The sequence below is a fragment of the Mycobacterium sp. IS-836 genome (genome assembly GCF_001954275.1).
GTDB lineage: Bacteria > Actinomycetota > Actinomycetes > Mycobacteriales > Mycobacteriaceae > Mycobacterium.
This window is the reverse complement of sequence record NZ_MBEU01000094.1, coordinates 71,552-96,408: the sequence shown is the minus strand read 5'-3', so window position 1 is coordinate 96,408 and position 24,857 is coordinate 71,552. Positions and strand designations below refer to the sequence as shown.

The 24,857-nt window shown below is 67.7% G+C and carries 24 protein-coding genes and 1 pseudogene; 8 read left to right on the top strand and 17 right to left on the bottom strand.

All coding sequences use genetic code 11. The features are described from left to right. The 8 genes and pseudogenes from A5747_RS24485 to A5747_RS24450 form a co-directional block, all read right to left on the bottom strand. Window positions 1–556 (bottom strand): annotated as a pseudogene (locus tag A5747_RS24485) (type VII secretion-associated serine protease); the annotation flags it as partial. Continuing rightward, complete coding sequence (eccD, locus tag A5747_RS24480; RefSeq protein ID WP_076129089.1) at window positions 553–2,034, bottom strand: type VII secretion integral membrane protein EccD; 1,482 nt, start codon at window positions 2,032–2,034, stop codon at window positions 553–555. The pseudogene A5747_RS24485 and the gene eccD, both read right to left, overlap by 4 nt. Further along, window positions 2,034–3,062, bottom strand: a complete 1,029-nt coding sequence (locus A5747_RS24475) for a MinD/ParA family protein (RefSeq protein WP_076129087.1) — start codon at window positions 3,060–3,062, stop codon at window positions 2,034–2,036. The genes eccD and A5747_RS24475 overlap by 1 nt, the downstream gene beginning before the upstream one ends. A 35-nt stretch (window positions 3,063–3,097) precedes the next feature. Next, window positions 3,098–3,931, bottom strand: a complete 834-nt coding sequence (locus A5747_RS24470; protein WP_076129085.1) for an ESX secretion-associated protein EspG — start codon at window positions 3,929–3,931, stop codon at window positions 3,098–3,100. Between the two features lie 73 nt (window positions 3,932–4,004). After that, window positions 4,005–4,298 (bottom strand): WXG100 family type VII secretion target, encoded by a 294-nt coding sequence (locus A5747_RS24465; protein WP_076129083.1) that lies wholly within the window; start codon window positions 4,296–4,298, stop codon window positions 4,005–4,007. A gap of 55 nt (window positions 4,299–4,353) precedes the next feature. After that, window positions 4,354–4,680 (bottom strand): WXG100 family type VII secretion target, encoded by a 327-nt coding sequence (locus A5747_RS24460; protein ID WP_076129082.1) that lies wholly within the window; start codon window positions 4,678–4,680, stop codon window positions 4,354–4,356. Window positions 4,681–4,864: 184 nt separating this feature from the next. Beyond that, complete coding sequence (locus A5747_RS24455) at window positions 4,865–5,374, bottom strand: pullulanase (RefSeq protein ID WP_076129080.1); 510 nt, start codon at window positions 5,372–5,374, stop codon at window positions 4,865–4,867. Window positions 5,375–5,398: 24 nt separating this feature from the next. Beyond that, entirely contained in the window at window positions 5,399–6,850 is a 1,452-nt protein-coding gene (locus tag A5747_RS24450) for a CCA tRNA nucleotidyltransferase (RefSeq protein ID WP_076129078.1), read from the bottom strand. 89 nt (window positions 6,851–6,939) lie between these two features. Here A5747_RS24450 and A5747_RS24445 point away from each other — a divergent pair, with 89 nt between their 5' ends. The 8 genes from A5747_RS24445 (at window position 6,940) to A5747_RS24410 (ending at window position 17,984) form a co-directional block, all read left to right on the top strand. Beyond that, window positions 6,940–7,671, top strand: a complete 732-nt coding sequence (locus tag A5747_RS24445; protein ID WP_083700618.1) for an NUDIX hydrolase — start codon at window positions 6,940–6,942, stop codon at window positions 7,669–7,671. Then, window positions 7,668–10,064, top strand: a complete 2,397-nt coding sequence (locus A5747_RS24440) for a hypothetical protein (protein ID WP_142245720.1) — start codon at window positions 7,668–7,670, stop codon at window positions 10,062–10,064. Before A5747_RS24445 ends, A5747_RS24440 begins: the two co-directional genes overlap by 4 nt. Beyond that, complete coding sequence (locus tag A5747_RS24435) at window positions 10,061–13,714, top strand: murein biosynthesis integral membrane protein MurJ (protein WP_076129075.1); 3,654 nt, start codon at window positions 10,061–10,063, stop codon at window positions 13,712–13,714. Before A5747_RS24440 ends, A5747_RS24435 begins: the two co-directional genes overlap by 4 nt. Window positions 13,715–13,778: 64 nt before the next feature. Next, window positions 13,779–14,366, top strand: a complete 588-nt coding sequence (sigM, locus tag A5747_RS24430) for an RNA polymerase sigma factor SigM (RefSeq protein ID WP_076129074.1) — start codon at window positions 13,779–13,781, stop codon at window positions 14,364–14,366. 55 nt (window positions 14,367–14,421) lie between these two features. Beyond that, window positions 14,422–15,180 carry a hypothetical protein gene (locus tag A5747_RS24425; RefSeq protein WP_076129072.1) on the top strand — a complete coding sequence of 253 codons (759 nt, stop codon included), beginning with the start codon at window positions 14,422–14,424 and terminating at the stop codon, window positions 15,178–15,180. Window positions 15,181–15,270: 90 nt separating this feature from the next. Continuing rightward, a complete protein-coding gene (gene trxB / locus A5747_RS24420) occupies window positions 15,271–16,269 on the top strand; it encodes a thioredoxin-disulfide reductase (protein ID WP_076129070.1) in 999 nt (332 codons plus the stop codon). 13 nt (window positions 16,270–16,282) lie between these two features. Beyond that, window positions 16,283–16,630 (top strand): thioredoxin, encoded by a 348-nt coding sequence (gene trxA / locus A5747_RS24415; protein WP_076129069.1) that lies wholly within the window; start codon window positions 16,283–16,285, stop codon window positions 16,628–16,630. Window positions 16,631–16,763: 133 nt separating this feature from the next. Continuing rightward, a complete protein-coding gene (locus A5747_RS24410; RefSeq protein WP_076129067.1) occupies window positions 16,764–17,984 on the top strand; it encodes an N-acetylmuramoyl-L-alanine amidase in 1,221 nt (406 codons plus the stop codon). A gap of 17 nt (window positions 17,985–18,001) precedes the next feature. Here A5747_RS24410 and A5747_RS24405 read toward each other — a convergent pair whose 3' ends face one another. The 9 genes from A5747_RS24405 to rpmH form a co-directional block, all read right to left on the bottom strand. Further along, window positions 18,002–18,733 carry an acetyltransferase gene (locus A5747_RS24405; RefSeq protein WP_076129066.1) on the bottom strand — a complete coding sequence of 244 codons (732 nt, stop codon included), beginning with the start codon at window positions 18,731–18,733 and terminating at the stop codon, window positions 18,002–18,004. Between the two features lie 284 nt (window positions 18,734–19,017). Further along, a complete protein-coding gene (locus A5747_RS24400; protein WP_076129064.1) occupies window positions 19,018–20,001 on the bottom strand; it encodes a ParB/RepB/Spo0J family partition protein in 984 nt (327 codons plus the stop codon). Window positions 20,002–20,024: 23 nt separating this feature from the next. Then, window positions 20,025–21,005 carry a ParA family protein gene (locus A5747_RS24395; RefSeq protein ID WP_076129062.1) on the bottom strand — a complete coding sequence of 327 codons (981 nt, stop codon included), beginning with the start codon at window positions 21,003–21,005 and terminating at the stop codon, window positions 20,025–20,027. After that, on the bottom strand, window positions 21,002–21,748 hold the full coding sequence (rsmG, locus tag A5747_RS24390; protein WP_076129060.1) for a 16S rRNA (guanine(527)-N(7))-methyltransferase RsmG: 747 nt from the start codon (window positions 21,746–21,748) through the stop codon (window positions 21,002–21,004). The genes A5747_RS24395 and rsmG overlap by 4 nt, the downstream gene beginning before the upstream one ends. 61 nt (window positions 21,749–21,809) lie before the next feature. Continuing rightward, complete coding sequence (locus tag A5747_RS24385; protein WP_076129059.1) at window positions 21,810–22,382, bottom strand: R3H domain-containing nucleic acid-binding protein; 573 nt, start codon at window positions 22,380–22,382, stop codon at window positions 21,810–21,812. A gap of 75 nt (window positions 22,383–22,457) precedes the next feature. Continuing rightward, the gene (gene yidC, locus A5747_RS24380) at window positions 22,458–23,612 is read right to left on the bottom strand and encodes a membrane protein insertase YidC (RefSeq protein ID WP_076129057.1); all 1,155 of its coding nucleotides are present in this window, start codon (window positions 23,610–23,612) and stop codon (window positions 22,458–22,460) included. After that, the gene (yidD, locus tag A5747_RS24375; protein ID WP_076129055.1) at window positions 23,572–23,919 is read right to left on the bottom strand and encodes a membrane protein insertion efficiency factor YidD; all 348 of its coding nucleotides are present in this window, start codon (window positions 23,917–23,919) and stop codon (window positions 23,572–23,574) included. Before yidD ends, yidC begins: the two co-directional genes overlap by 41 nt. Further along, window positions 23,916–24,269 (bottom strand): ribonuclease P protein component, encoded by a 354-nt coding sequence (gene rnpA, locus A5747_RS24370; protein ID WP_076129054.1) that lies wholly within the window; start codon window positions 24,267–24,269, stop codon window positions 23,916–23,918. Before rnpA ends, yidD begins: the two co-directional genes overlap by 4 nt. Window positions 24,270–24,290: 21 nt before the next feature. Continuing rightward, complete coding sequence (rpmH, locus tag A5747_RS24365; protein WP_076060026.1) at window positions 24,291–24,434, bottom strand: 50S ribosomal protein L34; 144 nt, start codon at window positions 24,432–24,434, stop codon at window positions 24,291–24,293. Window positions 24,435–24,857: the final 423 nt, after the last annotated feature.

The window sequence follows — 24,857 nt, the reverse complement described above, 5'->3', positions numbered from 1 at the left end:
GGGGCGGTGAGTTCAGGGGACTCTCCCCGGAGACCGGCGGACCCGCCGGTGGCGGGAAGGCAGGAGCGCTCGGCATCGGTGCGGGCATCGGAATACCTTGCGGGGCAGCGCCAATCAGGGACGCCACGATGGTTCCGTGCGCGTCGCAGTCCGTCAGCCCGTCGCCGCTCATGATGTAGTCGCCGCCGGCGACGACCGGCAACCGCCGGCTCGGATTGACGCCGGTGTCGATGACGGCCACCGGCACGCCGTTACCGGTCGAGTATTGCCAAGCCTTGCTGACGTTCAGCATCGTGAACCCGGGCGCGGGAAGAGCCACGTTCGGATCGGCGACGGTGATCGTCCGGGCGCAGGCGAAGCTCTGCCGCATCGGCTGATCCGGGGCCGGCTTGCCGTCGGCCGGGACGCGGCCCGGGTCGACGATCGGCGGCGGAATCGCTTGAGCTGCAGGAAGGCTCGCCAACAGCGCCACAAGCAGGCTCGACAACGTCATCGCGGCGATCCGTTGTGGTGCGGCCCGCAGCGCACCCCGGGTCCCGAGAGCAATCCGGGTCATCGCATGCGCACCCAGGTGAACAATCCACCGATCCACGCCGCCAGCGGCAGGGCCGCGATGATCGCGGCTATCTCGACCCACTCGGCGATCATCCGCACCAGCGGGGTGAACCTGGTGATCGGCACCAGCAGCGCTGCGAGCAGACCGGCACCGCCGAACGCGGCCAGCACCAGTGCGCCCCACAGCACGGAGTACTCCGATGCGGCGGGCTCGTGCACAACGTATTTGACGACGCCGACGCACGTCGCGGCCGCGGCGCCACACACCAGGGCGATGGCCTGCCGCTTGTCGGCGAACGCGCGCCCGCGGCTGATGAAGATCACCACGAACAGTCCGGCCAGCACCGCGGCCGCCACGCTCTTACCGCGGCCGGGCATCAGCGTGGCCCACACCGCGGCGGGCAGCGTCAGCCCGGCCCCGACGCAAATTCCGGTCAGGACGTTGTTCGCGCGGGTCGCCGCCGTCGCGATCAGCGCACCGCGCGGGGTGGTGTCCGGATTCACTTCTTCGTCGGCGCCCTCGTCGACGGGCGCGACCGCGTCGACCGGGAGGCCGGCGCTGCGACGGAACAGATCGCGCCCCGTGATCGATCCGAAGTACGGTGGCCGGATCCGCGCCACCCACAGGGCGATCGTCGGGGCCATGGTCAGCAGCAGCAGCAAGACGACCAGGGTGCACATTCCAAGCCACTGGGCGGGAATCGGCCACCACATCCGTGCCGCGGCTGCCGCCCCACCGAGAACGAGCACCGTCACCACCGTCGCCGCCACATTGGCGTGCCGTCCCGTGACCGTGGCGATGCCACACGTCAGCACCGCGGCCGCCAGGGCCGCGATGAATACATGCGCCGAACCGAGGCGGCCGGGCGCGCCGAACGCGACGGCTGCCGAGAGCAACGGCAGCGCGAGCCAACCGAGCCCGTCGACCATGTCGGTGCGATCCGGCCACCAACGCCACACGGCCCAGGCGCCGCCGGCGGTCAGCAGACCGGCGGTGCCGGTCACGATGGCGGGCAGCAAGGAGTCGGTCGAAAGCCGTTGGCGCAGGGCCAATCCCAGCACCGTCAAGCAGGCCATCGCGAGGATGATCAAAGCCACGTGGGCGGCGGTTTGGACGGTGACGGGCTCGAACAATCTCTTGCCCATGCGGGCCAGTCCGGTGGACAACGATTCGTACTGCGGCTCGAAGGACTCACCCTCCACCGCGGGGACCAATGCCAGGGTGGCGCCGTCCTCGACGCCGAGTTCGTCGAGCGTTTTGGTGACGTCCAGTCGCACGCCGTTGGCTTTATGCAGTTCGTACCCGATGCCGGGTTCGAGTCCGGTCAGACCGCGGCGCTTGAGCTCGTCGTTAAGGAGCTCGACGACGTTGTCGATGAATACCTCGATCGGCACCGAAGCCGGATATACCTGCGAAACGAGGTGTTCTCCACATACGACCGCAACCGCACAACGCGCCGGAAACGACACTTTCGCCATTAGTGCGGCCTGTCGGCATCTGGAATGTATTTGTCGGCCAATGCTGCGGTGATCTCGAATAGCCGCAATCGTGTTTTCTTGTTCAACTCGTGCTGCGTGTCAATTATCCCGCCTTTCGCGAGATACGGGTCGTACGGCATGAATTCGACGGACGCGCCCGATTGCTCGAATCGCTCGGTGAGGTATGCGCGCGCCTCGCGATCGTATTTATCGCGGCTGTCGTTCAGGATGACCATGCTGCGGGACACCAGTTCGTGGTAACCCATCGACCGCAGCAGGTCGATCGCGCGGGTGACCGGTAGCGAGGTGTCAGCCGTCAACCCGGACACGAAGACCAGCGTGTCGCACGAGTCGAGCACCGCCTTCATCACCGGATGTTCCAGATCATCGGAGGTGTCCACGACGATGACGGTGTGCGTGCGGCGCAGCCGCGCCAGCACCCCGGTGAACATCGAAGCCACCAGCGGCCGCGGCTGGTCCGAAGCCCGGTTCCCGGCCAGCACATCGAGCCCAAGGTTGTTCTGTCCCAAGTGCTCTCGGATGTCCGCATAGCCCTGCACGTCGGTGTCGTTGAGCACGGCCGCGTAGTCGCCCGGCGGGTTTTCGTCGATGCGCCCGGCCAGCGTCCCGAAGCCGGGAGCCGCGTCGATGGCCACGACGTTTTCGGGCCGGCATTCGCGGAAGACCGCCCCGATGCAGGCGGTCATCGTGGTCTTTCCGACGCCGCCCTTTCCCGACACCACCCCGATGACGTACTGCTTGCGGATGTGGCGCCGGATCCGCTCCACCAATTCGCGATAATGTCTTTCGGCGGGCGATTCGCCAAAGTTAATGGCTCGGAAAGATGCGCGGTATACAAATTTTCGCCAACCGCTACCCGGCGGAATTTTGCGGGGCGCGACCATATCGGAGATACGTAATGTTCCCGATACTGAGTCCGGGTTTTGGTGGCGAGCGGAGGGTGCTTCTCTCCGAGTCGGTCCGCCCTGTTCAGGTGAATTGGATGAGGCCGTCCACGGATTTGTCACGATGCCGATGCTATCATTTTCGCGATACCTCTCGACTAGACAACTTTTCGGTACGAATACCATTCCCGGTCGGCCGGCAGGCGCCGCACCATTTGGTTGATCGCCGAAGCGATGTGGCTCTTGGTACCCGGGGCGATGATGGTCCACTGCTTGCCCGCGGCGGAGACTTGTTCGACGACCAGCCGGCCTTCCGGCGTATCGATGATAGTCACCCCGCCCTGGTCAATGAAGGTCCGTGTGGGCCGGCCGGTGTCCACTCCGGCCTGGATCGCGACGATCGAGGCCTGGGCTGAACGGGCGGGGTCGGCGGCCAGCTCGAGCATGTGCAATTGATCGGGCTCGAGGTCTTGCTTGCTGCAGAATCTGCGCAACTCGTCCAGGCTGGTCGCGGCGGCGCGCATGGCTTCCGCGTCCAGGGTGACGGGCCGCAGCGACGCGGCTGTATTGGAGCCGCACAGCCGCTCGATCTGTGCGTTGAGTGCCGCGTTGGCGCTGCCTTCACTGCTCGTGATTCCCGCACCGCTGAGCCGGACGATGTCGGCCGAACGCTCCATGGCGACCCACCATTGCGCGAACCTCGCGAGCAGTACCTTCGGCGGATCGTCGTCGTCGGGCAGGCGGAAGTAGATGATCAGTCCGATGTCGCGGCGGGACACGACGGTCAGCCATTCCAGCACCGTGCTGTCCACGGCACCCGTTTCGTCGATCACCCCGGCGGCGAGCAGTTCGGCGGCCACCGGGTGCTGTAACGCCATGTGCTTGCGCTCGACGCTGGGCAGGTGCGGCCGCAACCCCAGCTCGGGCGCCAGCACCTCTATGCCGCTGAGGACCTGAAGGGCCCACAGCCCGTCCAATGTGGTGGTTAACACGGTGTTCCCTTGACGCAGACCCTAGGGGCGCACGCGTCCGCGTACGCCCCCCTCGCTGCCGTTTATTGCGCGGCTAGACGCTGAAGAAGCGGCCTATGTGCTGATCGGCGTCGATCGCGTCGTTATGCACGTTGGTCACGGTCTGGCCGTGCAGGCTGACGGTCTGGATGAGGCCTTCCAGCCCGTGCAGCATCTGCTGCTGCGCGTCGAAGAAAGACGTCGCACCGTGGCCCTGGAAGAAATCGGCGAGCGCCTGGGTGAGATGGAGGACATCGTCGTGGATCTCCATCAGCTGGGCAGCCTGGGTCCCGATGTCGCCGGCCAGGCCGCTGACGGCGGCGTGGTTGTAGACGATGTGATCTGTCATGTCGGTACTTCCTTACTTGAAAAGCGCCTGGAGATGGGGGCGATCGAGGGTGGACTTACGTTGACTGCGCGCCCGCACCGAACAGGCCCGCGAGGTTGTGCGCCGAATCGGCTTCGTGGCTTTCCATAAACGTCGCGGACTGGCCGAGGCCGTGCGCCAACCGGTTACCGCCGTTCATCGCCTGCTGCAGATCGTGGCTGATCTGACCGGCGGTGTTCAGGGAAGTCGATCCGGCCTGGCCGGACCACCCCGTGGCGCTGACGATGTTCTCGTGGCCGCTTAAGTACTGATTGACAATGGCGGCTGCCTCTTGCAGTCGCGATTCGATCCGTTGCTGTGTGCTACGCAGGAGCTCCGGCGTAACAATGAGGCTGCTTGGCATGCGTTTCTCCCTCGATGTTCTATGCTCCCGAGCCGGGATATGGGTAGAAGTTTAGACAGGTATGGCCCGCTGTCACTTCAGTTCAATTATTTAATCCACAGGTTCTGAGCTGGGCGTTTGCCCAAACGCCAGTAACACCATGTCAGGAGCGGTGGCCGGGTAGCTTAGGCCTTACCGTCCATCGTCAAAGACCGCTCGACCCGTCTGCCAGGCCGTCACCGTCCGAATCGGTTAATCGGACGTTCCAGCGACCGTCGCCGTCGGTGTCGACATACCCGGTCGCGCCGTTCTCGCCGGCGCATAGCACGCGATCAGCCATCCCGTTTCCGTCGGTATCGAGCAATCGATCGTCGGGGCGCCCGTGCCCGTCGAAGTCGACCAGCGGACCGCCGGTGTGTTCGACGCCGTCGAGCGAGTACCAGCGCAGCTGGCCGCCGCGGTCCACGGCGACCGCCCATGTCCCCGATCCATCGTCGGTGAAGTAGCTCTCGGGGCTGCCGTCGTTGTCGAGGTCGAGCACGGCGTGATCGGCGATCCCGTCGCCGTCGAAGTCGGCCAGCGCGTCGTCGCGCATCCCGTCACCGTCGAAATCCAGGCCAACGGCATCGAGGCGGCCGTCCCCGTCGAGGTCGAGGTCGGGCTGGCCGTGCCAGATGGCCGCTGCGCCCTGATCCCCCGCCAAGCAGTAATCCACGAATTGTCGGACGCCCGGCCTGCGCTACGGGTTCCGCCGCGATCGCCACCACGCCAGCAGCTCGGCGGATGCCTCCTCGGTGGTCAACGGGCCGCGTTCCAGCCGCAGCTCTTTCAGAAAGCGCCACGCCTCCCCGACTTGCGGGCCCGCCGGGATGTCGAGCAACTCCATGATCTGGTTGCCGTCGAGGTCGGGCCGCACCCGCGCGAGATCCTCCTGGGCCGCAAGCTCGGCGATCCGCGCCTCCAGCCGGTCGTAGCTGGCCTGCAGTCGCGCGGCCCGTCGCTTGTTGCGGGTCGTGCAGTCGGCCCGGACGAGCTTGTGCAACCGCGGCAGCAGCGGCCCCGCGTCGGTGACGTAGCGGCGCACCGCGGAGTCCGTCCACTTGCCGTCGCCGTAGCCGTGGAATCGCAGATGCAGATACACCAGCTGCGAAACGTCGTCGACCATCTGTTTGGAGTACTTCAGCGCCCGCAGCCGCTTCCGGGCCATCTTCGCGCCGACCACCTCGTGGTGGTGGAAGCTGACGCCGCCGTTCGGCTCGTGCCGCCGCGTGGCCGGCTTGCCGATGTCATGCAGCAACGCGGCCCAGCGCAGCACCAGATCCGGGCCGCCCTCCGGGCGCGGGTCCTCCAGCGCGATCGCCTGCCGCAGCACGGTCAACGAATGCTGGTAGACGTCCTTGTGCTGATGATGTTCATCGATGGCCATCTGCATGCCGCCGACTTCGGGCAGCACCACGTCACCCATCCCGGTCTGCACCAGTAGGTCAATACCGGCGACCGGGTCGTCGCCGAGTAGCAGCTTGTCCAGCTCGGCGGCGACCCGCTCGGCGCTGATTCGGTCCAGCTGCGGTGCCATCTCTTCGATCGCCGTCCGCACCCGCGGCGCGACGGTGAAGCCGAGTTGCGACACGAATCGCGCGGCGCGCAACATCCGCAGCGGGTCGTCGCCGAAGGACACCGACGGAGCCGACGGGGTGTCCAGCACGCGCGCGCGCAGCGCCGCCAAACCGCCCAGGGGATCGAGGAATTCACCCGGCCCGGTCGGCGTTACGAGCACGGCCATCGCGTTCACGGTGAAGTCGCGGCGCACCAGATCGTCCTCGAGCCGGTCGCCGAACCGCACCTCGGGATTGCGCGACACCTGGTCGTAGCTGTCCGCGCGGAACGTCGTGATCTCGAGGCGATAATCGCCCTTGCCGACTCCGACCGTTCCGAACGCGATGCCGGTATCCCACACGCTGTCCGCCCACGGCCGCACGATCTGTTGCACTTGTTCCGGACGCGCGTCGGTGGTGAAGTCAAGGTCTGGAGAGCTCAACTTGCCCAGCAACGCGTCCCGCACGGAACCGCCGACCAGATACAACTCGTGGCCCGCGTCGGCGAAGGCCGACCCGAGCTCACGCAACACTGGGGCGTGCCGGTTCAGCGCGACCGCCGCGGCGGTCAGCAGATCGGCATCGGCTTGGGACACGTTCGATCAGCGTAGTCGGGCCAGAGCCCAGGCCTCGCCCGCGGCGAGTATGTCCGGAGGCCCAGCTCGTGCCAGCTACTATCGCTTGGGTGTCGGATGGCGAACAAGCCAAACCACGTCGGCGCCGGGGACGACGCCGACGCCGCGGCGCTGCCGGCTCGGCCGAGAACCTTACGGACGGTCAAGCGGCCGGTGACGCGGCGGTGACGAAACCGCGCCGATCGCGCTCGCCGCGGCGCGTGCCGGACCGGCTCCGCACGGTGCACGAAACATCAGCGGGGGGGTTGGTCATCGACGGCCTCGACGGGCCGCGCGACAGCCAGGTTGCGGCCCTTATCGGTCGCATCGATCGACGCGGACGGATGCTGTGGTCGCTGCCCAAGGGCCACATCGAGCAGGGCGAGACCGCCGAACAGACCGCCATTCGTGAGGTTGCCGAGGAGACGGGAATACGGGGCAGCGTGCTGGCCGCGCTGGGACGCATCGACTACTGGTTCGTCACGGATGGCCGCCGGGTCCACAAGACGGTGCACCACTATTTAATGCGCTTCTCCGGTGGCGAGCTGTCGGACGAGGACCTCGAGGTCGCCGAAGTGGCCTGGGTGCCGATGCGGGAACTGCCGTCGAGGCTGGCCTACGCCGACGAGCGTCGGTTGGCCGAGGTCGCCGACGAACTGATCGACAAGTTGCAGAGCGATGGTCCCGCCGCGCTTCCGCCGCTGCCGCCCAGCTCGCCGCGGCGCCGCCCGCAGACGCATTCGCGCACCCGGCATTCCGACAAACCTGCCGGCCGGAAGAACGGTCACGGGCCGGGGCCGTGATTGTGCCGCGACTCTGCTGGACGCGCCTGGTGCGCATTGCCGCCGTGGTCGGCATGGTGGCCGGTTTTGCGGTACTGCTCAACGGGCCCGTCATCGCGCCGCGCGCAGCCGCCGGCGAACCCGGGTCGACGCCGTTTGTCCGTATCCGCATCGACCAGGTGACCCCGGATGTGGTCACGACGACGAGTCAACCGGTCGTCACGGTCAGCGGCATGGTGATCAATATCGGCGACCGCCCGGTCCGCGACGTCATGGTCCGGCTCGAGCACGCCGCGCCCGTCGCCGCCTCGGCGGGCTTACGCACCACCCTGGACGGTGGCACCGACCAATACCAGCCGGCAGTGGATTTCCTGACGGTCGCACCGGAACTACAGCGCGGTCAACAAGCCGCCTTCACCCTGTCCGTCCCGCTGCGGTCGTTGAGCAAGCCATCGTTGGGCATCGATCAGCCCGGGATCTACCCAATCCTGGTCAATGCCAACGGAACTCCTGACTACGGCACCCCCGCCCGGCTCGACAACGCGCGCTTCCTGCTGCCGGTGATCGGTGTGCCGCCCGACCAAGCCGACGACCTGGGCTCAGCCGTTGCGCCCGATACGTCGAAACCCGTGTGGATCACGATGCTGTGGCCGCTGGCCGATCGGCCCCGGTTGGCCCCGGGCGCGCCCGGCGGCACCATTCCGGTCCGGCTCGTCGACGACGACTTGGCCACCTCGCTGGCCACCGGTGGTCGGCTGGACATCCTGCTCTCGGCGGCCGAGGGCGCCACAAGCCACGACGTCGACCCCGACGGCGCGGTCGGACGCGCGCTGTGCTTGGCGGTCGACCCGGATCTGCTGGTCACCGTCAACGCGATGACGAGCGGCTACGTCGTGTCGAACTCGCCCGACCTCGCCGCTCAACAACCAGGTAGCCCCACCCACCCGGGGTCCGGTCAGGCCGCTGCGACAGTGTGGATGAACCGGTTACGCGCGCTGGCCCACCGCACCTGCGTCACCCCGCTGCCCTACGCGCAAGCCGACCTCGACGCCTTGCAGCGCGTCAACGATCAGGGGCTGAGCGGGATCGCCACCAACGGCGTCGGCGACATCGTCGACCACATTCTCGACGTCCCCTCCGCCCGCGGGGCCACCCTGCTGCCCGACGGCCCGCTGACCAACCGAGCGGTCGACCTGCTCAGCGCCAACGACAACACGGTCGCCATCGCGGCGGCCGACCTGGCCGCCCAGGACTCCGCCAGCGACTCGCCCACGACGGCCGACACGAAACCCCGTCGGTTGTCTCCTCAGGTGGTGCTCGCGCCGTTCGACCCGGCCGTCGGCGCCGCACTGGCCGCGGCGGGGACCGACCCGACCGTGCCTACCTATCTGGACTCGTCGCTGACGGTCCGGCTCGCGCACGACTCGGAGACCGCCCGGCGCCAGGACGCGCTGGGTTCCATGTTCTGGCACTCCTTGCAGCACGACGCCGCGCCGCGCACCCAGATCCTGGTTCCGCCGGCGACATGGCACCTGCAAGCCGACGACGCGCAGGTGATCCTGACCGCGCTGGCTACCACGATCCATTCCGGCCTGGCGATACCGCGCCCACTTCCCGCACTGATTGCCGAGGCCGCGGCCCACAACGAGGCGCCGGCGCCGACGGACGCCTACCTCTCGGCCCGCGGCCGCTTCGGCGACGACGTGACCGCCGACATCGGCCACCAGGTCGGCAGGCTGTGGGGGCTGACATCGGCGCTAACCACCGACGAGCGCAGCGGCCTGACCGGCATCCAGTACACCGCTCCCCTGCGCGAGGACATGCTGCGCGCGCTCAGCGAAGCCGAACCGCCGGACACCCGCAACGGGCTGGCCGCACAGCGCCTAGCGGTGGTGGGCAAAACCATCAACGACCTGTTCGGTGCCGTCACGATCGTCAACCCCGGCGGCTCCTACACCCTCGCCACCGAGCACAGCCCCCTCCCGCTGGCGCTGCACAACGGCCTCGCCGTCCCCATCCGGGTTCGCCTACACGTCGACGCCCCGCCCGGAATGAACGTCTCCGACGTCGGCCAGATCGAACTGCCGCCGGGATACCTGCCGCTGCGGGTGCCCATCGAAGTGAACTTCACCCAGCGGGTCGCCGTCGATGTGGCGCTGCGGACGCCGGACGGCCTGCGGCTGGGCGAGCCGGTGCGCTTGTCCGTGCACTCCAACGCCTACGGGAAGGTGCTGTTCGCGATCACGCTGAGCGCGGCGGCGATCCTGGTGCTGCTGGCCGGGCGCCGGCTGTGGCACCGATTCCGCGGCCAGCCCGACCGCGCCGACCTGGATAGGCCCGACCCTCCCGACCACCGACCCGCCCGTTCGCGAGACGAGGTCCCCGATCGGGTCGATCAAGAGCACCGGGTATGAAACCCGCCTACCGGCGACCCCAGCCGCGGCCGCAGCCTCGGCCGGGCACCCGGGGACCCGCCTCGCCGCCGACCGGGCCACTGCCTCCGGTGCCGGAGCTGGCACGGCGACGACCCGAACTGTCCGACGCCGCCCTGGTGTCGCGCTCGTGGGCGATGGCGTTCGCCACGCTGATCAGCCGGATCACCGGATTCGCCCGCATCGTCCTGCTGGCCGCCATCCTCGGCGCCGCACTGTCCAGTGCCTTCTCGGTGGCCAACCAGCTGCCGAACCTGGTCGCGGCGCTGGTGCTGGAGGCGACGTTCACGGCGATCTTCGTTCCGGTGCTGGCCCGTGCCGAGCAAGACGACCCCGACGGCGGCGCGGCGTTCGTGCGGCGCCTGGTTACGTTGACCACCGCGCTGCTGCTGTTTGCGACGGCGCTGTCGGTGGTCGCCGCACCGCTGCTGGTCCGCCTGATGCTCGGCCGCGCTCCTCAGGTCAACGAACCCCTGACGACCGCCTTCGCCTACCTGCTGCTGCCGCAGGTGCTCGCCTACGGCCTCACCTCGGTATTCATGGCAATCCTTAACACCCGCAACGTGTTTGGGCCGACGGCCTGGGCGCCCGTCGTCAACAACGTTGTCGCGCTCGCAACCCTGGGTGTGTATCTGGCGGTCCCCGGCGAACTTTCGGTCGATCCCGTTCGGATGGGCAACGCCAAGCTGCTGGTGCTCGGCGTCGGCACCACCGCCGGCGTGTTCGCGCAGACGGCGGTCCTGCTGATCGCGCTGCGGCGCGAGCGCGTCAGCCTGCGCCCGTTGTGGGGAATCGACCAGCGGCTCAAGCGATTCGGTGCGATGGCCGCCGCGATGGTGCTCTACGTGCTGATCAGCCAGCTCGGCCTGGTCGTCGGCAACCAAATAGCCAGCACCGCAGCCGCTTCCGGACCGGCGATTTACAACTACACCTGGCTCGTGCTGATGCTGCCGTTCGGCATGATCGGCGTGACGGTGCTGACCGTGGTGACGCCGCGGCTGAGCCGCAACGCCGCCGCCGACGACACCCGGGCGGTGCTGGCCGACCTGTCCCTGGCCACCCGACTGACACTGATCACGCTGATCCCGATCGTGGCATTCATGACCGTCGGCGGGCCGGCGATCGGCAGCGCCCTGTTCGCCTACGGGCATTTCGGCGGGGTCGACGCGGGATACCTGGGGGCCGCGATCGCGTTGTCGGCATTCACGTTAATCCCTTACGGACTGGTGCTTTTGCAGCTGCGCGTGTTCTACGCGCGCGAACAGCCGTGGACACCGATCGTGATCATCCTCGTCATCACGGCCGTCAAGATCGTCGGCTCGGTACTGGCCCCGCACCTCACCGGCGACCTCAAGCTGGTGGCCGGTTTCCTCGGGCTGGCCAACGGCATCGGTTTTCTCGCCGGCGCGGTCGTCGGCTACCACTTGTTGCGGCGCGCGCTGCTGCCCCGCGGCGGCCACCCGGTCGGCGTCCGGGAAGTGCGCACGGTCCTGGTGACGGTTGCCGCGTCGCTGCTGGCCGCGCTGATTGCGCATGTAGCCGACCGGCTGCTGGGGCTGAGCGACCTGACGGCTCACGGCGGCGCCGCCGGTTCGCTGCTGCGACTACTGGTGCTGGCGACCATCATGTTGCCGATCATGGCCACGGTCATGGTCCGCGCGCAGGTCCCCGAGGCCCAGGCGGCGCTGGGCGCCGTCAGTCGCCGGATCCGGGCCCGCCGCGGGCGCTGGGAGCAACCGCCGGCGCGTCGCACGGCGGCTGTACCGGATCGATCGTCTCACCGTCGGCCGGTCACGTACCCTGAGCAGAGGAATTCGTCCCCGCCGGGGGTAGGTGCGGTCCAGGAGCCGATCCGGCGCAGGCCTCCGGAGCGGGCCGACAGCGTCCGGATAGCGAAAGGACCGGAGGTGACCGACCGCCCAGTAGACAGCGCCGCATCCGGCCCCGCGTCAGGCGGCAAGCTACCGCGTCCGGTTGCCGACGACTTCGAGCCCGACATTCCGGCCGCCGATATTCCGGCCAAGCCCGATTCCGCAGCGCCGCGGCCATCCGACCAGCGCAACGGCGATCTCAACGGCGAAGCCGCGCGCGGGCCGATCCCCTTCGACGCGCCCCGCGAGCGCGGCGCGGACTCGTCGGCGTCCACCGACGACGTCCACCTGGTGCCCGGCGCTCGCATCGCCGGAGGCCGCTACCGGCTCCTCGTCTTCCACGGCGGGGCGCCGCCCCTGCAGTTCTGGCAGGCGCTCGACACCGCGCTGGACCGGCAGGTGGCGCTCACATTCGTCGATCCAGACGGCGCCCTGCCGCATGACGTGCTGCAGGAGGTCCTCGCCCGCACGCTGCGGCTGAGCCGAATCGACAAGCCCGGTGTCGCCCGAGTGCTCGACGTCGTGCACACCGGATTCGGTGGCTTGGTGGTCGCGGAGTGGATTCGCGGCGGCTCGCTGCAGGAGGTGGCCGACACCGCGCCGTCGCCGATCGGCGCCATCCGGGCGATGCAGTCGCTGGCCGCCGCCGCGGACGCGGCCCACCGCGCCGGGGTCGCCCTGTCGATCGATCACCCCAGCCGGGTGCGCGTCAGCATCGAGGGCGACGTGGTGCTGGCCTACCCGGCGACCATGCCCGACGCCAATCCGCAGGACGACATCCGCGGAATCGGTGCCGCGCTGTACGCCCTGCTGGTCAATCGTTGGCCGCTGCCGGAGCACGGGGTCCGCAGCGGACTGGCCCCGGCCGATCGCGATTCCTCGGGCCTGCCCGTCGAACCCACGGTCATCGACCGCGACATTCCCTTCCAGATCTCGGCGGTCGCGGTTCGCGCGGTTCAGGAAGACGGCGGAATCCGCAGTGCGTCAACACTTTTGAACCTGTTACAGCAGGCGACCGCGGTAGCGGACCGCACCGAGGTGCTCGGGCCCGTCGACGACTCACCCCTAGCGCCGAGCCTCCGCGAACCCGCCGGTCCGCTGGATGAGGCCACGTTTGCGCGGCGACGCCGCAACGTGCTGATCGGGGTGGGCGCCGGCGTCGTGGTCCTGGTGGTGGCGCTGTTGGTGCTGGCGTCGGTGGTGAGCAAGATCTTCGGCAACGTCGGCGGCGGCCTCAACAAGGACGAGCTCGGACTCAACGGGCCGTCGTCGTCGACCAGCTCGTCGGCCCCCAGCTCCGCTCCGGCGGGCGCCGTCGTCAAACCCACCAGGGCGTCCGTCTACTCCCCTGACGGTGATGCCGACAATGCGGGTACGGCCGGGCAGGCGATCGATGGCGACCCCACCACCGCATGGGCTACCGAGGTCTACACCGACGCCGTTCCGTTCCCCAGCTTCAAGCAGGGCGAAGGTTTGATGCTGCAGCTGCCCAGCCCCACCGTCGTCGGGCAAGTCACGATCGACACTCCGAGCAGCGGGACCAAAGTCGAGATCCGGGCGTCGTCCACCCAGACGCCGTCGAAGCTGGAGGACACCACGGTGCTCGCCCCGGCCTTCACGCTCAAACCCGGCCACAACGTCATCCCGGTCAAGGCGGGGTCGCCGACGTCGAATCTGCTGGTTTGGATTTCCACGCTGGGAACCACCAACAGCAAGAGCCAAGCCGGGTTCTTCGAAATCACGGTTCAAGCCGCATCCTGACGGCGCTCACAGACCTGGCGTGCGGTGAAGTGCCGCGCCATCACCGATTGGTTACTGTCCGGCCGTGGGCGTGGGGGGAGAGGTCGAGCGCGAACGCAGCGACGCTGAGCTGCTCGCCGCCCACGTTGCCGGTGACCGCTACGCGTTCAGCGAGCTGTTCCACCGTCACCGCCGCCAGCTGCACCGCCTGGCCCGGCTGACCACCCGCACCCCCGAGGACGCCGAAGACGCGCTGCAGGACGCCATGCTCTCGGCCCATCGCGGCGCAGGTTCGTTCCGGCATGACGCCGCGGTCGGCAGCTGGCTGCATCGCATCGTGGTCAACGCCTGCCTGGACCGGCTGCGGCGCACGAAGACGCAGCGGACCGTGCCGCTCGAGGATGTCTACCCGGTCGCCGATCGCAGCGTGCAGGTCGAAACGGCGATGTTGGTGCAACGCGCCCTGGGCCGGCTCCCGATCGAACAACGGGCCGCGATCGTGGCCGTCGACATGGTGGGCTGCTCGGTCGCCGACACCGCCCGGCTGCTCGGCATCCCCGAGGGCACCGTCAAGAGCCGATGCGCGCGCGGCCGGGTTCGCCTCGCCGAGCTGCTCGGCTACCTCAACACCGGCGCCCACGCCGCACCCGAGGCTCCAGCCGGTCAGGCCTGACGCTTCCGCGAGCCGCGTGTGGCCATCGGTCCGTGCATGACGGACACTGGGACCGATGGGTGAAGCCGAGAACGATCCCGCGGATCATGGTGCGGCGGCAGCAGATCCACCGCTGACGGTCGAGCGGCTCGCCGACTTGCAGGCCGGCCTGCTGGACGACGACGCCGCCGCCCGGGTACGCGGACAAGTCCGCGCCAACCCGGAGGCTGAGAACGTCCTTCGTGCGCTGAATCAGGTGCGCCGCGATGTCGCCGACGCCGGTGCCGACCCGGCGGGGGCGCCCGACGCTCCCCCGGAGGTCGTCGCCAGAATCACCGCGGCGTTGAGGGCGGCCGACCCACGCGGCGCCCCCGCGGCACACTCCGCCCGGCCTCGACCGCGCCCCGGCCGGATCGCCGCGGGTGTGGCCGGTTTGTGCGCGGTGCTGGCCGCGATCGGCATCGGCACGGCGGCGCTGATCAACGCGCCCACGCCGATACCGAGCACGGCGGTCACCGCCGAGCACATCACGGTGTCGACGCCACCGATGGTGGTGCCGTTGTCGCAGGACGAGATCCTCGGCCTGCTTGACCGCAGACCCGAGTACGGCCCGCTCACCGACCCGTCTCGTCGCGCGTCCTGCCTGAGCGGGCTGGGCTATCCGGCTTCCACCCAGGTGCTGGGCGCGCGACCGATCGACATCAACGCCCGGCCCGGCGTTCTTCTCGTGCTGCCCGGCGATACGCCCAACAACCTGGCGGTCTTCGCGGTGGCACTGAATTGCAGTGCGGCCGATACCGGCCTGCTGGCCAACACGCAAGTCGCCCGCCCTTAGTGTGATGCCACGTGTTGCGCGCCCCAGCGGGAACAGCAATGCCTACGCTGGCGTTCGACACAACGACGCCCTGTATCCCGAAAGGCCCGCATGACCGCCGCCCCGTCCGCTCCTGACCCCATCCACGACGTGATCGTCATCGGTTCCGGTCCCGCCGGGTATACCGCGGCCCTGTATGCCGCCCGCGCGCAGCTGGCACCACTGGTCTTCGAGGGGACCTCGTTCGGCGGCGCGTTGATGACCACCACCGACGTGGAGAACTATCCCGGGTTCCGCGACGGGATCACCGGCCCGGAATTGATGGACGAGATGCGCGAGCAGGCGCTGCGCTTCGGCGCGGACCTGCGGATGGAGGACGTCGAGTCGGTGTCGCTGGAGGGGCCGGTCAAGTCGGTCGTCACGGCGGAGGGGGAAACCCACCGCGCCCGGGCCGTCATTCTGGCGATGGGCGCCGCGGCGCGCTACCTACAGGTGCCCGGCGAGCAGGAGTTGCTGGGCCGCGGGGTGAGTTCCTGTGCCACCTGCGACGGCTTCTTCTTCCGAGACCAGCACATCGCCGTCATCGGTGGCGGCGACTCGGCGATGGAGGAAGCCCTCTTCCTGACCCGGTTCGCCACCAGCGTGACGCTTGTGCACCGCCGCGACGAGTTCCGGGCATCGAAAATCATGCTCAACCGCGCCCGCAACAACGACAAGATCAAGTTCGTCACCAATCACACCGTCGCCGCGGTGGAGGGCGACACCACGGTGACCGGATTGCGGCTGAGCCACACCGTAAGTGGTGAAGAAACCACGCTCCCGGTGACCGGCGTCTTCGTCGCGATCGGCCACGAGCCCCGTTCGGGGTTGGTGCGCGACGTCGTCGACGTCGACCCCGACGGGTACGTGCTCGTCAAGGGGCGCACCACCAGCACGTCACTGGAGGGTGTGTTCGCGGCCGGTGACCTGGTGGACCGCACGTATCGGCAGGCGGTCACCGCCGCCGGTAGCGGTTGCGCCGCGGCGATCGATGCCGAGCGGTGGCTGGCCGAGCACGAAGGGTCAGATGCGGCCGGCGAGACACAGCAGCTGACCGTAGGAACACATTGATGGGAGCATCACGATGACCGAAAACGCCGGCGGCACAATAGAAGTCTCTGACTCGTCCTTCTCCACCGAAGTGTTGTCCAGCAATAAGCCTGTGCTGGTTGACTTTTGGGCAACTTGGTGCGGACCGTGCAAGATGGTCGCGCCCGTCCTCGAAGAGATTGCGGCCGAGCGCGCCGAACACATCACCGTCGCCAAGCTCGACGTCGACGCGAACCCGGAAACGGCTCGCGACTTCCAAGTGGTGTCCATCCCTACGATGATCCTGTTCAAGGACGGTCAGCCGGTCAAACGTATCGTCGGCGCTAAGGGCAAGGCCGCCTTGCTGCGTGAGCTTTCCGACGCGGTTCCCAACCTCACCTGACCCCTATCCATCTCGCGGCACGAGGCCGCCGCTCAGCCTGGGGTTTTCCGGAAATCGAGAAGGATCTGCGACAATACCGGTTAGCTCTAACCCGTATTTCCAGCCTGTCAGTCCGTCCCGGAGGGCCCTTGGTATGCCGAGTCCGCGCCGCGAAAACGGCGACGCGCTGCGCTGTGGTGACCGCAGCGCTGCTGTGACCGAAATCCGGGCGGCGCTGGCTGCGCTGAACCTGCTGGACAACTCCGAGGAAGACCTGACCACCGGCAGGCATGTGGCCCTCGAACTGTTCGATTCCGAGCTCGACCAGGCCGTACGTGCCTTCCAGCAGCACCGCGGACTGCTGGTGGACGGCATCGTCGGCGAGGCCACCTATCGGGCGTTGAAAGAGGCGTCCTACCGGCTCGGCGCGCGCACGCTGTACCACCAATTCGGCGCCCCCCTCTACGGGGACGATGTCGCGACCCTGCAGGCTCGGCTACAGGACCTCGGCTTCTATACCGGCCTGGTCGACGGCTACTTCGGTTTGCAGACGCACAACGCGTTGATGTCGTACCAACGCGAGTACGGGCTCGCCGCCGACGGCATCTGCGGTCCGGAAACGTTACGCTCCTTGTACTTTCTAAGTTCCCGGGTCAGCGGCGGCTCGCCCCACGCGATTCGCGAGGAAGAGCTGGTGCGCCGATCGGGACCCAAACTCTCGGGCAAGCGCATCATCATCGATCCGGGCCGCGGCGGCGCGGATCACGGCTTGATCTGCCATGGTCCGAACGGGCCTATCAGCGAAGCAGATGTGTTGTGGGACTTGGCAAGCCGGCTTGAGGGTCGGATGACCGCCATCGGCATGGAGACCTTCCTGTCCCGGCCGACCAATCGCAGCCCGTCGGATGCCGAACGTGCCGCGACGGCCAACAGCGTCGGCGCGGACCTGATGATCAGCCTGCGCTGCGAGGCCCAGCGCAGCCCTTCCGCCAACGGCGTCGCGTCGTTTCATTTCGGCAACTCGCATGGCTCTGTCTCGACCATCGGCCGCAATCTCGCCGACTTCATTCAGCGAGAAGTGGTGGCCCGCACCGGTTTACGGGATTGCCGCACACATGGCCGGACATGGGATCTGCTCCGGCTGACCCGGATGCCGACCGTTCAGGTCGACGTCGGCTACATCACCAATCCACGAGACCGGGACATGCTGGTCTCGACGCACACTCGCGACGCGATCGCCGAAGGTATCCTCGCCGCGGTCAAGCGGCTGTATCTGCTGGGCAAGAACGATAGGCCCACCGGCACATTCACCTTCGCCGAGCTGCTGGCTCACGAGTTGTCGGTGGAACGCACGACCCGGCTCGGCGGTTCCTAACCGTTCTGGGACGCCCGCTACGTATTCGTAGCCGTCGACCCGGCCCCGACCGGCTGCTCCAGCTGCGCATTGGCCAGCAGGCGCTCCAGCGCCGCTTCCACCTCGGCCTTCCAACCCAGGCCCTTGTCGAGCTCGAGCCGCAACCGAGGGAAGTACGTATGCGGCGCTACCACAACGAAACCCACGTCTTTCAAGAACTCCGCGTCGATGATGCAGTGCTCGACGGTGCAGTCACCGAGGGCTTCCAGCACTGGACGCACACCGGGATCGACCATCCGCGGGTCCTGTAACTCCGATGCCGCCGGAGTGCGGCCAAAAGCTTCCAGCGCCCGTACTCCGCGCCGCACCAGCTCGTCGATGACGCGGGCCAACAGGCTGTGCGGCAGGTCGTTTGCGGCCTGCCCGGGTTCGATCCCCATGGACGTCAGCAACACCGCGTCCGCCGATACCGGAGCGGTGGGAAACCGCTGTGCCCGCGGAACCGCTCGCGGCGGTGCGTAGAGGACATAGCCGAGGCATGGCGGCTCGGCGTGGCTGCGTTCGTCGGGGACCGCCGTCGCGACCTGACCGCACGAGCCCCACTCCAGCATCACCATCGACAACCAGGCTTCCTTTTCGAATTCCGGATCGGCGAGGTGGTCCTGGTTACCGAGAGTGGCGGGGTCGACCTCCCAGAAGACGCAGCGGCGCGCATGCTTCGGAAGATGCTCGAAGGCTTCGAGCCGCAGCGGTGTGATTCGAGCAGACACTAGCCTCCTGGCTTCCGTGCGTACCGCAAGCCCGGATATCCCCAGGCTGACATGCACCGGCAACCCCTCCAGGATAGGAGAGTTTGCCGTCGCGGGGCCAGTGTTCGCGCAGCCTCGTGACTGGCCCCGCCGTGGGCGCCGCCCAGCGGGGTGCGTCGGTCCGCTGAATTCCGAAATTCGTTGTGGCCCAGTGGTTCTCCCGCACAGCGCCGGGCCCGCGGCGGCTTGATTCGTGCCGGAAACCCGGCCAGTGTCACAGTGACGTAATTACACCGTATGGCTGATCATGGGCTGGGCGGGGCCATCACGTCGATGATCCGTTGCAGGTCTTCCACCGAGGCGAACTCCACGACGATCCGCCCCTTGCGTTTGCCAAGGCTGACCGTCACGCGCGTATCGAAGGTATTCGACAGCCGGTCAGCAACGTCCTGCAGGCCGGGCATCTGAATGGGCTTGCGCCGCGGGGGCGCGGGCTTATGCCCCTCCCCGCGATTGGCCAGCGTGACCGCTTCCTCGGTGGCGCGCACCGACAGACCCTCCGCGACGATCCGGCTGGCCAGCTCTTCCTGCGCCTCGGGGCCGGCCTCGAGGGACAGCAGGGCCCGGGCATGGCCGGCGGACAGCACCCCGGCCGCCACGCGCCGCTGGACCGCGATCGGCAGTTTGAGCAAGCGGATCATGTTGGTGATCAGCGGCCGCGATCGGCCGATGCGGGTCGCCAGTTCGTCGTGAGTGACATCGAACTCGTCGAGCAGCTGTTGGTAGGCCGCCGCCTCTTCCAAGGGGTTCAGCTGCACCCGATGGATGTTCTCCAGCAAGGCGTCGCGCAGGAGGGTGTCATCCGCGGTCTCGCGCACGATGGCCGGGATGGTGGCCAGGCCCGCCTCCTGGGCCGCCCGCCAGCGCCGCTCCCCCATCACGATCTGGTAGCGCGCGCCGCTCGTCGCCCCGGGCACCGCCCGCACGACGATGGGCTGCAAGAGTCCAAACTCACGGATGGAGTGCACGAGTTCGGACAGCGCCTCCTCGTCGAAGACCTGCCGTGGCTGGCGTGGATTGGCCTCGATGTCGGCCGGCGCGATCTCGCGATACACCGCCCCTACTCCGGCGGCGTCCGGCGCCGGTCCGCCGATCAACACGTCGGCGGCCGCATCCCCCATCCGTGGGCCGAGCGTCGCGGGGCCCGAGTCGCCTTCGGCCGGACCGGTGGGAATCAGCGAAGCCAGGCCTCGGCCAAGGCCGCCCTTCCTGCGTAACGGCTGCGTCATGATCGTCCCTTCGCCGATGGTTGTCAGTCGCGTAGCGCGAGTTCGCGGCTCGCGTCGAGATAGCTCATCGCCCCGCGCGAGCCGGGGTCGTAGTCGATGATCGTCATGCTGTAGCCGGGCGCCTCCGAGACCTTGACGCTGCGCGGGATCACCGTGCGCAGCACCTTGCTTCCGAAGTACCGGCGCACCTCTTCGGCCACCTGGTCGGCGAGCTTGGTCCGCCCGTCGTACATCGTGAGGATCACCGTGGTCACGTCGAGCCGGGGATTCAAATGGGCCTTCACCATCTCGATGTTGCGCATCAGCTGTGACACACCCTCGAGCGCGTAGTACTCGCACTGAATCGGGATCATCACCTCTGGCGCGGCGACGAGCGCGTTGATGGTCAACAACCCCAGCGATGGCGGGCAGTCGACAAAGACGTAGTCGAAGTCGAACTGGTCGAGCGCGGCCAAAGCGTTACGCAATCGGTTCTCGCGCGCAACCATGCTCACCAATTCAATCTCGGCACCGGCCAGGTCGATCGTGGACGGGACGCAGAACAGGCGCTCGCTGTGCGGGCTGCGGCGCAGCGCGTCCTGCAGGGAGACCTCGCCGAGGAGGACTTCGTACGACGACGGCGTGCCGGCCTGCCGGTCGGTGATTCCGAGCGCCGTGCTCGCATTGCCCTGCGGGTCGAGGTCGATGACAAGTGTCTTGAGCCCCTGCACGGCGAGCGCGGCGGCAAGGTTGACCGCCGTGGTGGTTTTACCGACGCCGCCCTTTTGGTTCGCGACGGTGAAGACCCGCCGGTGATCCGGCCGGCGCAACGGTGGGTAAGTGGTGTGGAGGACCCGCATGGCACGCTCGGCGGCGGCGCCGATCGGGGTGTCGTATTCCTCCGATGTTTCACGTGAAACATGCGGCACTGCGTCCGCCGGGTCGTCGTACTCGGGGGCGCTCGCCTGCCCGGGTGCCACATCCGCCGGGGGCGGCGGCGCGGGCCAGTCTCGCGGAGAACTCATCGATGTCCCCTGTTCCCCATTCGTGCCGACCCCTGCCGCGGCAGGCTTGCGCGTCGCGCCAAGACCACGGTTGCGGGCGGACGCAAATAATTCGCGCCACATGTGACCACCCTGGCATCAACGGCGCCCGACGCCGCCATCACACGCCGGTGCGCCTGGAGTTCGTCCCGGGCGCGCTCACCCTTGATGGCCACCATCCGGCCGCCCGGCCGTAGCAACGGCATACTCCACTTCGTCAACTTGTCCAGAGCTGCAACCGCTCGCGACACAGCCGCGTCCCTCCCCCCGTACCGTTCCCGCACCCAAGGTTCCTCGGCCCGGCCGCGCACCACCTCGACGGCCAACCCTAGTTCGGCCACCACCTCATTGAGAAACTCGCTCCGCCGCAGCAGCGGTTCGAGAAGTACGACATGAAGGTCGGGTCGCGCAATCGCCAACGGGATTCCCGGCAGCCCCGCACCGCTACCGATGTCTACGACGCGCTCCTCCGGCTCCAGGAGTTTTCCGACGGCCACACTGTTCAGCAGATGGCGGTCCCACACCCGGTCGACCTCGCGTGGCCCGAGGAGGCCGCGTTCCACCCCGGCGGACGCCAACAGTTCGGCGTACCTCTGCGCAATAGATATATGTGGCCCGAAGATCGCGGCGGCCACGTCCGGCGTCGGTGTCGGTTCGCCAGGGGTCGTCGGCGCGGCAGGATCGAGCATCCGCTCGCAACGGCCGACATGTTTCACGTGAAACATCCCTCTGGTCTTCGTGCCGCCGCGGCCCAAGATGCCGCGGCGAACTACACCGCTGTAACTCCTAGTCGAGCAGTACCACGACGCGGCGCGACGGCTCCGCGCCCTCGCTCTCGCTGTGCACCCCGGGGACCGCCGCGACGGCGTCGTGGACGATCTTCCGCTCGAACGGCGTCATCGGTGCGAGCTCCTCGCGCTCGCCGCTGTCCAGCACGCGCCGCGCGACCTTGTCGCCCAGCGCGGCCAGCTCCTCGCGGCGGCGGCGGCGCCAGCTCGCGATGTCGAGCATGAGCCGGCTCCGCACACCGGTTTTCTGGTGCACCGCCAGCCGGGTGAGCTCCTGCAGGGCGTCGAGCACCTCGCCGGTGCGGCCCACCAACTTGTTTAGGTCGTCGCTCCCGTCGATGCTCACCACCGCGCGGTTGCCCTCGACGTCCAGATCGATGTCGCCGTCGAAGTCCAATAGGTCCAGCAGCTCCTCGAGGTAGTCGCCGGCGATCTCCCCCTCGGCGACCAACCGCTCCTCCAAGTCGTCCCCTTCGTCGGCGGTCCCTTCCGCCGGCGCCCCGTTCTCGTTGACGTCCTCGACCGACGGTTCGACGTCAACGTCGGGCTCGGTGATGTGTGCGTCCGTCATGCCTTTCTCTCCCTCATCCACGGGTCCCGTTAATGGCTCGCCTGTCCGAGCGGTCCCTAGCGTGTGGCACCCTGGTCAGCGTTTGCGTTTCTTCGGTCGCGCTCCCGGCCGCGGGGTGCGGTTGCCTGGAGCGTTGTTGCGTGCGGCGGGCTTGGGCTTGTCCGCCTGTTCCGTTGTCGCGGTTTGCCGATCTTCGGAGCCGTCAGCGTCCGCCTTCGGCGCGGCCGGTTCCGCGTCGTCATCGCCGACCGTCGCCGAGCCGTTACCCGTCGCCGGGGTCGGCTTCGGATTGCGCTTGGGCTTGGCTCCCGGCGCTGGCGCATTGGCTGCTCGGCGCTTGATGACTTCCTGCTTCTTGGCCTCGTCCTCTTTCTCGATCATGCCGAACACGTAGTGCTGCTGGCCGAAGGTCCAGATGTTGTTCGAGAACCAATACAGGATGATCGCGAGCGGAAGGAACGGCCCACCGACGACCACGCCGAGCGGAAACACATACAGCGCAAGCTTGTTCATCATCGCGGTCTGCGGGTTGGCCGCCGCCTCGGGGCTCTGGCGCGCGATGGATGCCCGGCTGTTGAAGTAGGTTGCGATGCCGGCGAGGATCATCACCGGGACGCCGACGGCCACCACCGCGGGACGACTGAAATCGGTGAAGGCCTCCATACCGGTGCGCTGTGTCATGGACGCACCGATCGGCGCACCAAACAGGTTGGCGTCCAGGAAGTGCTGCACCTCGAGCGGGCTGAACATGTAGTTGCCGGTAAGCCGGTTCTGGATCACCGACAGGTGCGGCTGACCGAATCCACCCTGAGTTCGGTTGAACGACCGCAGCACGTGATACAGCCCCAGGAACACGGGGATCTGCGCCAGCATCGGCAAGCAGCCCAGGATCGGATTGAAGCCGTGCTCGCGCTGCAGCTTCTGCATCTCGAGCGCCATCCGCTGACGGTCCTTGCCGTACTTCTTTTGCAGCGCCTTGATCTGTGGTTGCAGCTCCTGCATCTGCCGGGTGGTGCGGATCTGACGCACGAACGGCTTGTACAGCAAGGCTCGCAGGGTGAACACCAAGAACATCACCGCCAGGGCCCAGGCGAAGAAATTCGACGGACCCAGCAGCGCCGCGAACAACTTGTACCAAACCCACATGATCCACGACACCGGGTAGTAGATGATGTCGAGGCTGAAAAAATCAAACAAAAGATTCGCTCTCCCCTCGCGCCCCTGGCGCATCCCAGACGTCGCTGGCGTCATCGAAGTTCGCCCGGCATCCGCGGCGCTCCGGTATCGGGTCCCATCCTCCCTGATGCCATGGCCCGCACTTGGCGAGCCTGACCGCCGCCAACCAACTGCCGCGAATCAAGCCGTACTCGGTGAGTGCATCGACCGCGTACTGGCTACACGTCGGAACGAAACGACACGTCGGCGGTCGCAGCGGCGAAACCATGTGCCGGTACAGCTGGATGAGAAAGATCAACCCCCGCGCGGCGGCCCTGCCCGAACCGCCGACTACCGCGCGCGCCCGCGCCGTCCGATTCACCGGCGCGTCCCCGCCAGCTCACAACCGCGTCGCAGAGCGCTTCGCAGCTGCTGCTTCAGCCGCGCCGACGACGCGTGCCGACTACTCGGCAGCGCCCGGATCACCACCAGATCGGATTGATCGAGATCGCCCAGCAGGCTTCGGGCGGCATGGCGCAACCGGCGGGCGACGCGGTGGCGGTCCACCGCCGACCCGACCGCCTTGCCGATGATCAGCCCTAGCCGCGGGCCACTATTGCTGTCGGTGCGCCGGAGGTAGACGACGACATCGGACTGCACCAGACGCGCCCCGCATTTGACGGTCGCGTCGAACTCCGTCGACCGCCTCATACGGTTGCGTGCGGGAAGCACCGCCAAAACCTGACGTTGCGATCAGGCAGACAGCGCGCGGCGGCCCTTACGGCGCCGGTTGGACACGATCGAACGCCCCGCACGGGTCCGCATTCGCAAGCGGAAGCCATGCACGCGGGCTCGGCGCCGGTTGTTCGGCTGGAAGGTCCGCTTGCCCTTGGCCACGGCGTTCTCCTCGTTGTGTCTCGCTCAAAGCTTTCCCAGCCATCCGGCCGCTCACGATTCGCAACCGCGGGAGTTCGTGTGTCGGTCGAAGCTGGTCTCGCTACTGGCCGGCGCGGTCCCCAGGCAGGTTCGCCTAGGTCGCAGCCGTATCGCCGACTTTCGGGCGACTGTTTGAGGGTACTGATGCGCCTTCGCTGGGTCAAACTTGGCCTGCCCCAACGGACCCACACCCAACCCGCATGAAAACATTCGTTCTCGGCGACCCGGTCCCGACCAAAACCGCACCGGATCGAAGCACGCCCCAAAGAACTTTAAATAACCCGATTGGAATGCAGCAGAACTGTTGGCAGCCGCACGGAAAACTGTTAGCTTCGGGCATGCCGTTTCAGCGTGAGACGGCGCTCGACAACGAAGCGAGGATGG

Excerpts from the sequence above, each read along its gene's own strand:
- eccD (WP_076129089.1), bottom strand. The coding sequence starts at position 2,034 with ATGGCGAAAGTGTCGTTTCCGGCGCGTTGTGCGGTTGCGGTCGTATGT.
- A5747_RS24465 (WP_076129083.1), bottom strand. The coding sequence starts at position 4,298 with ATGACAGATCACATCGTCTACAACCACGCCGCCGTCAGCGGCCTGGCC.
- A5747_RS24460 (WP_076129082.1), bottom strand. The coding sequence starts at position 4,680 with ATGCCAAGCAGCCTCATTGTTACGCCGGAGCTCCTGCGTAGCACACAG.
- A5747_RS24435 (WP_076129075.1), top strand. The coding sequence starts at position 10,061 with ATGAAACCCGCCTACCGGCGACCCCAGCCGCGGCCGCAGCCTCGGCCG.
- A5747_RS24425 (WP_076129072.1), top strand. The coding sequence starts at position 14,422 with ATGGGTGAAGCCGAGAACGATCCCGCGGATCATGGTGCGGCGGCAGCA.
- trxB (WP_076129070.1), top strand. The coding sequence starts at position 15,271 with ATGACCGCCGCCCCGTCCGCTCCTGACCCCATCCACGACGTGATCGTC.
- trxA (WP_076129069.1), top strand. The coding sequence starts at position 16,283 with ATGACCGAAAACGCCGGCGGCACAATAGAAGTCTCTGACTCGTCCTTC.
- A5747_RS24410 (WP_076129067.1), top strand. The coding sequence starts at position 16,764 with ATGCCGAGTCCGCGCCGCGAAAACGGCGACGCGCTGCGCTGTGGTGAC.
- A5747_RS24400 (WP_076129064.1), bottom strand. The coding sequence starts at position 20,001 with ATGACGCAGCCGTTACGCAGGAAGGGCGGCCTTGGCCGAGGCCTGGCT.
- A5747_RS24395 (WP_076129062.1), bottom strand. The coding sequence starts at position 21,005 with ATGAGTTCTCCGCGAGACTGGCCCGCGCCGCCGCCCCCGGCGGATGTG.
- rsmG (WP_076129060.1), bottom strand. The coding sequence starts at position 21,748 with ATGTTTCACGTGAAACATGTCGGCCGTTGCGAGCGGATGCTCGATCCT.
- A5747_RS24385 (WP_076129059.1), bottom strand. The coding sequence starts at position 22,382 with ATGACGGACGCACACATCACCGAGCCCGACGTTGACGTCGAACCGTCG.
- yidC (WP_076129057.1), bottom strand. The coding sequence starts at position 23,612 with ATGCGCCAGGGGCGCGAGGGGAGAGCGAATCTTTTGTTTGATTTTTTC.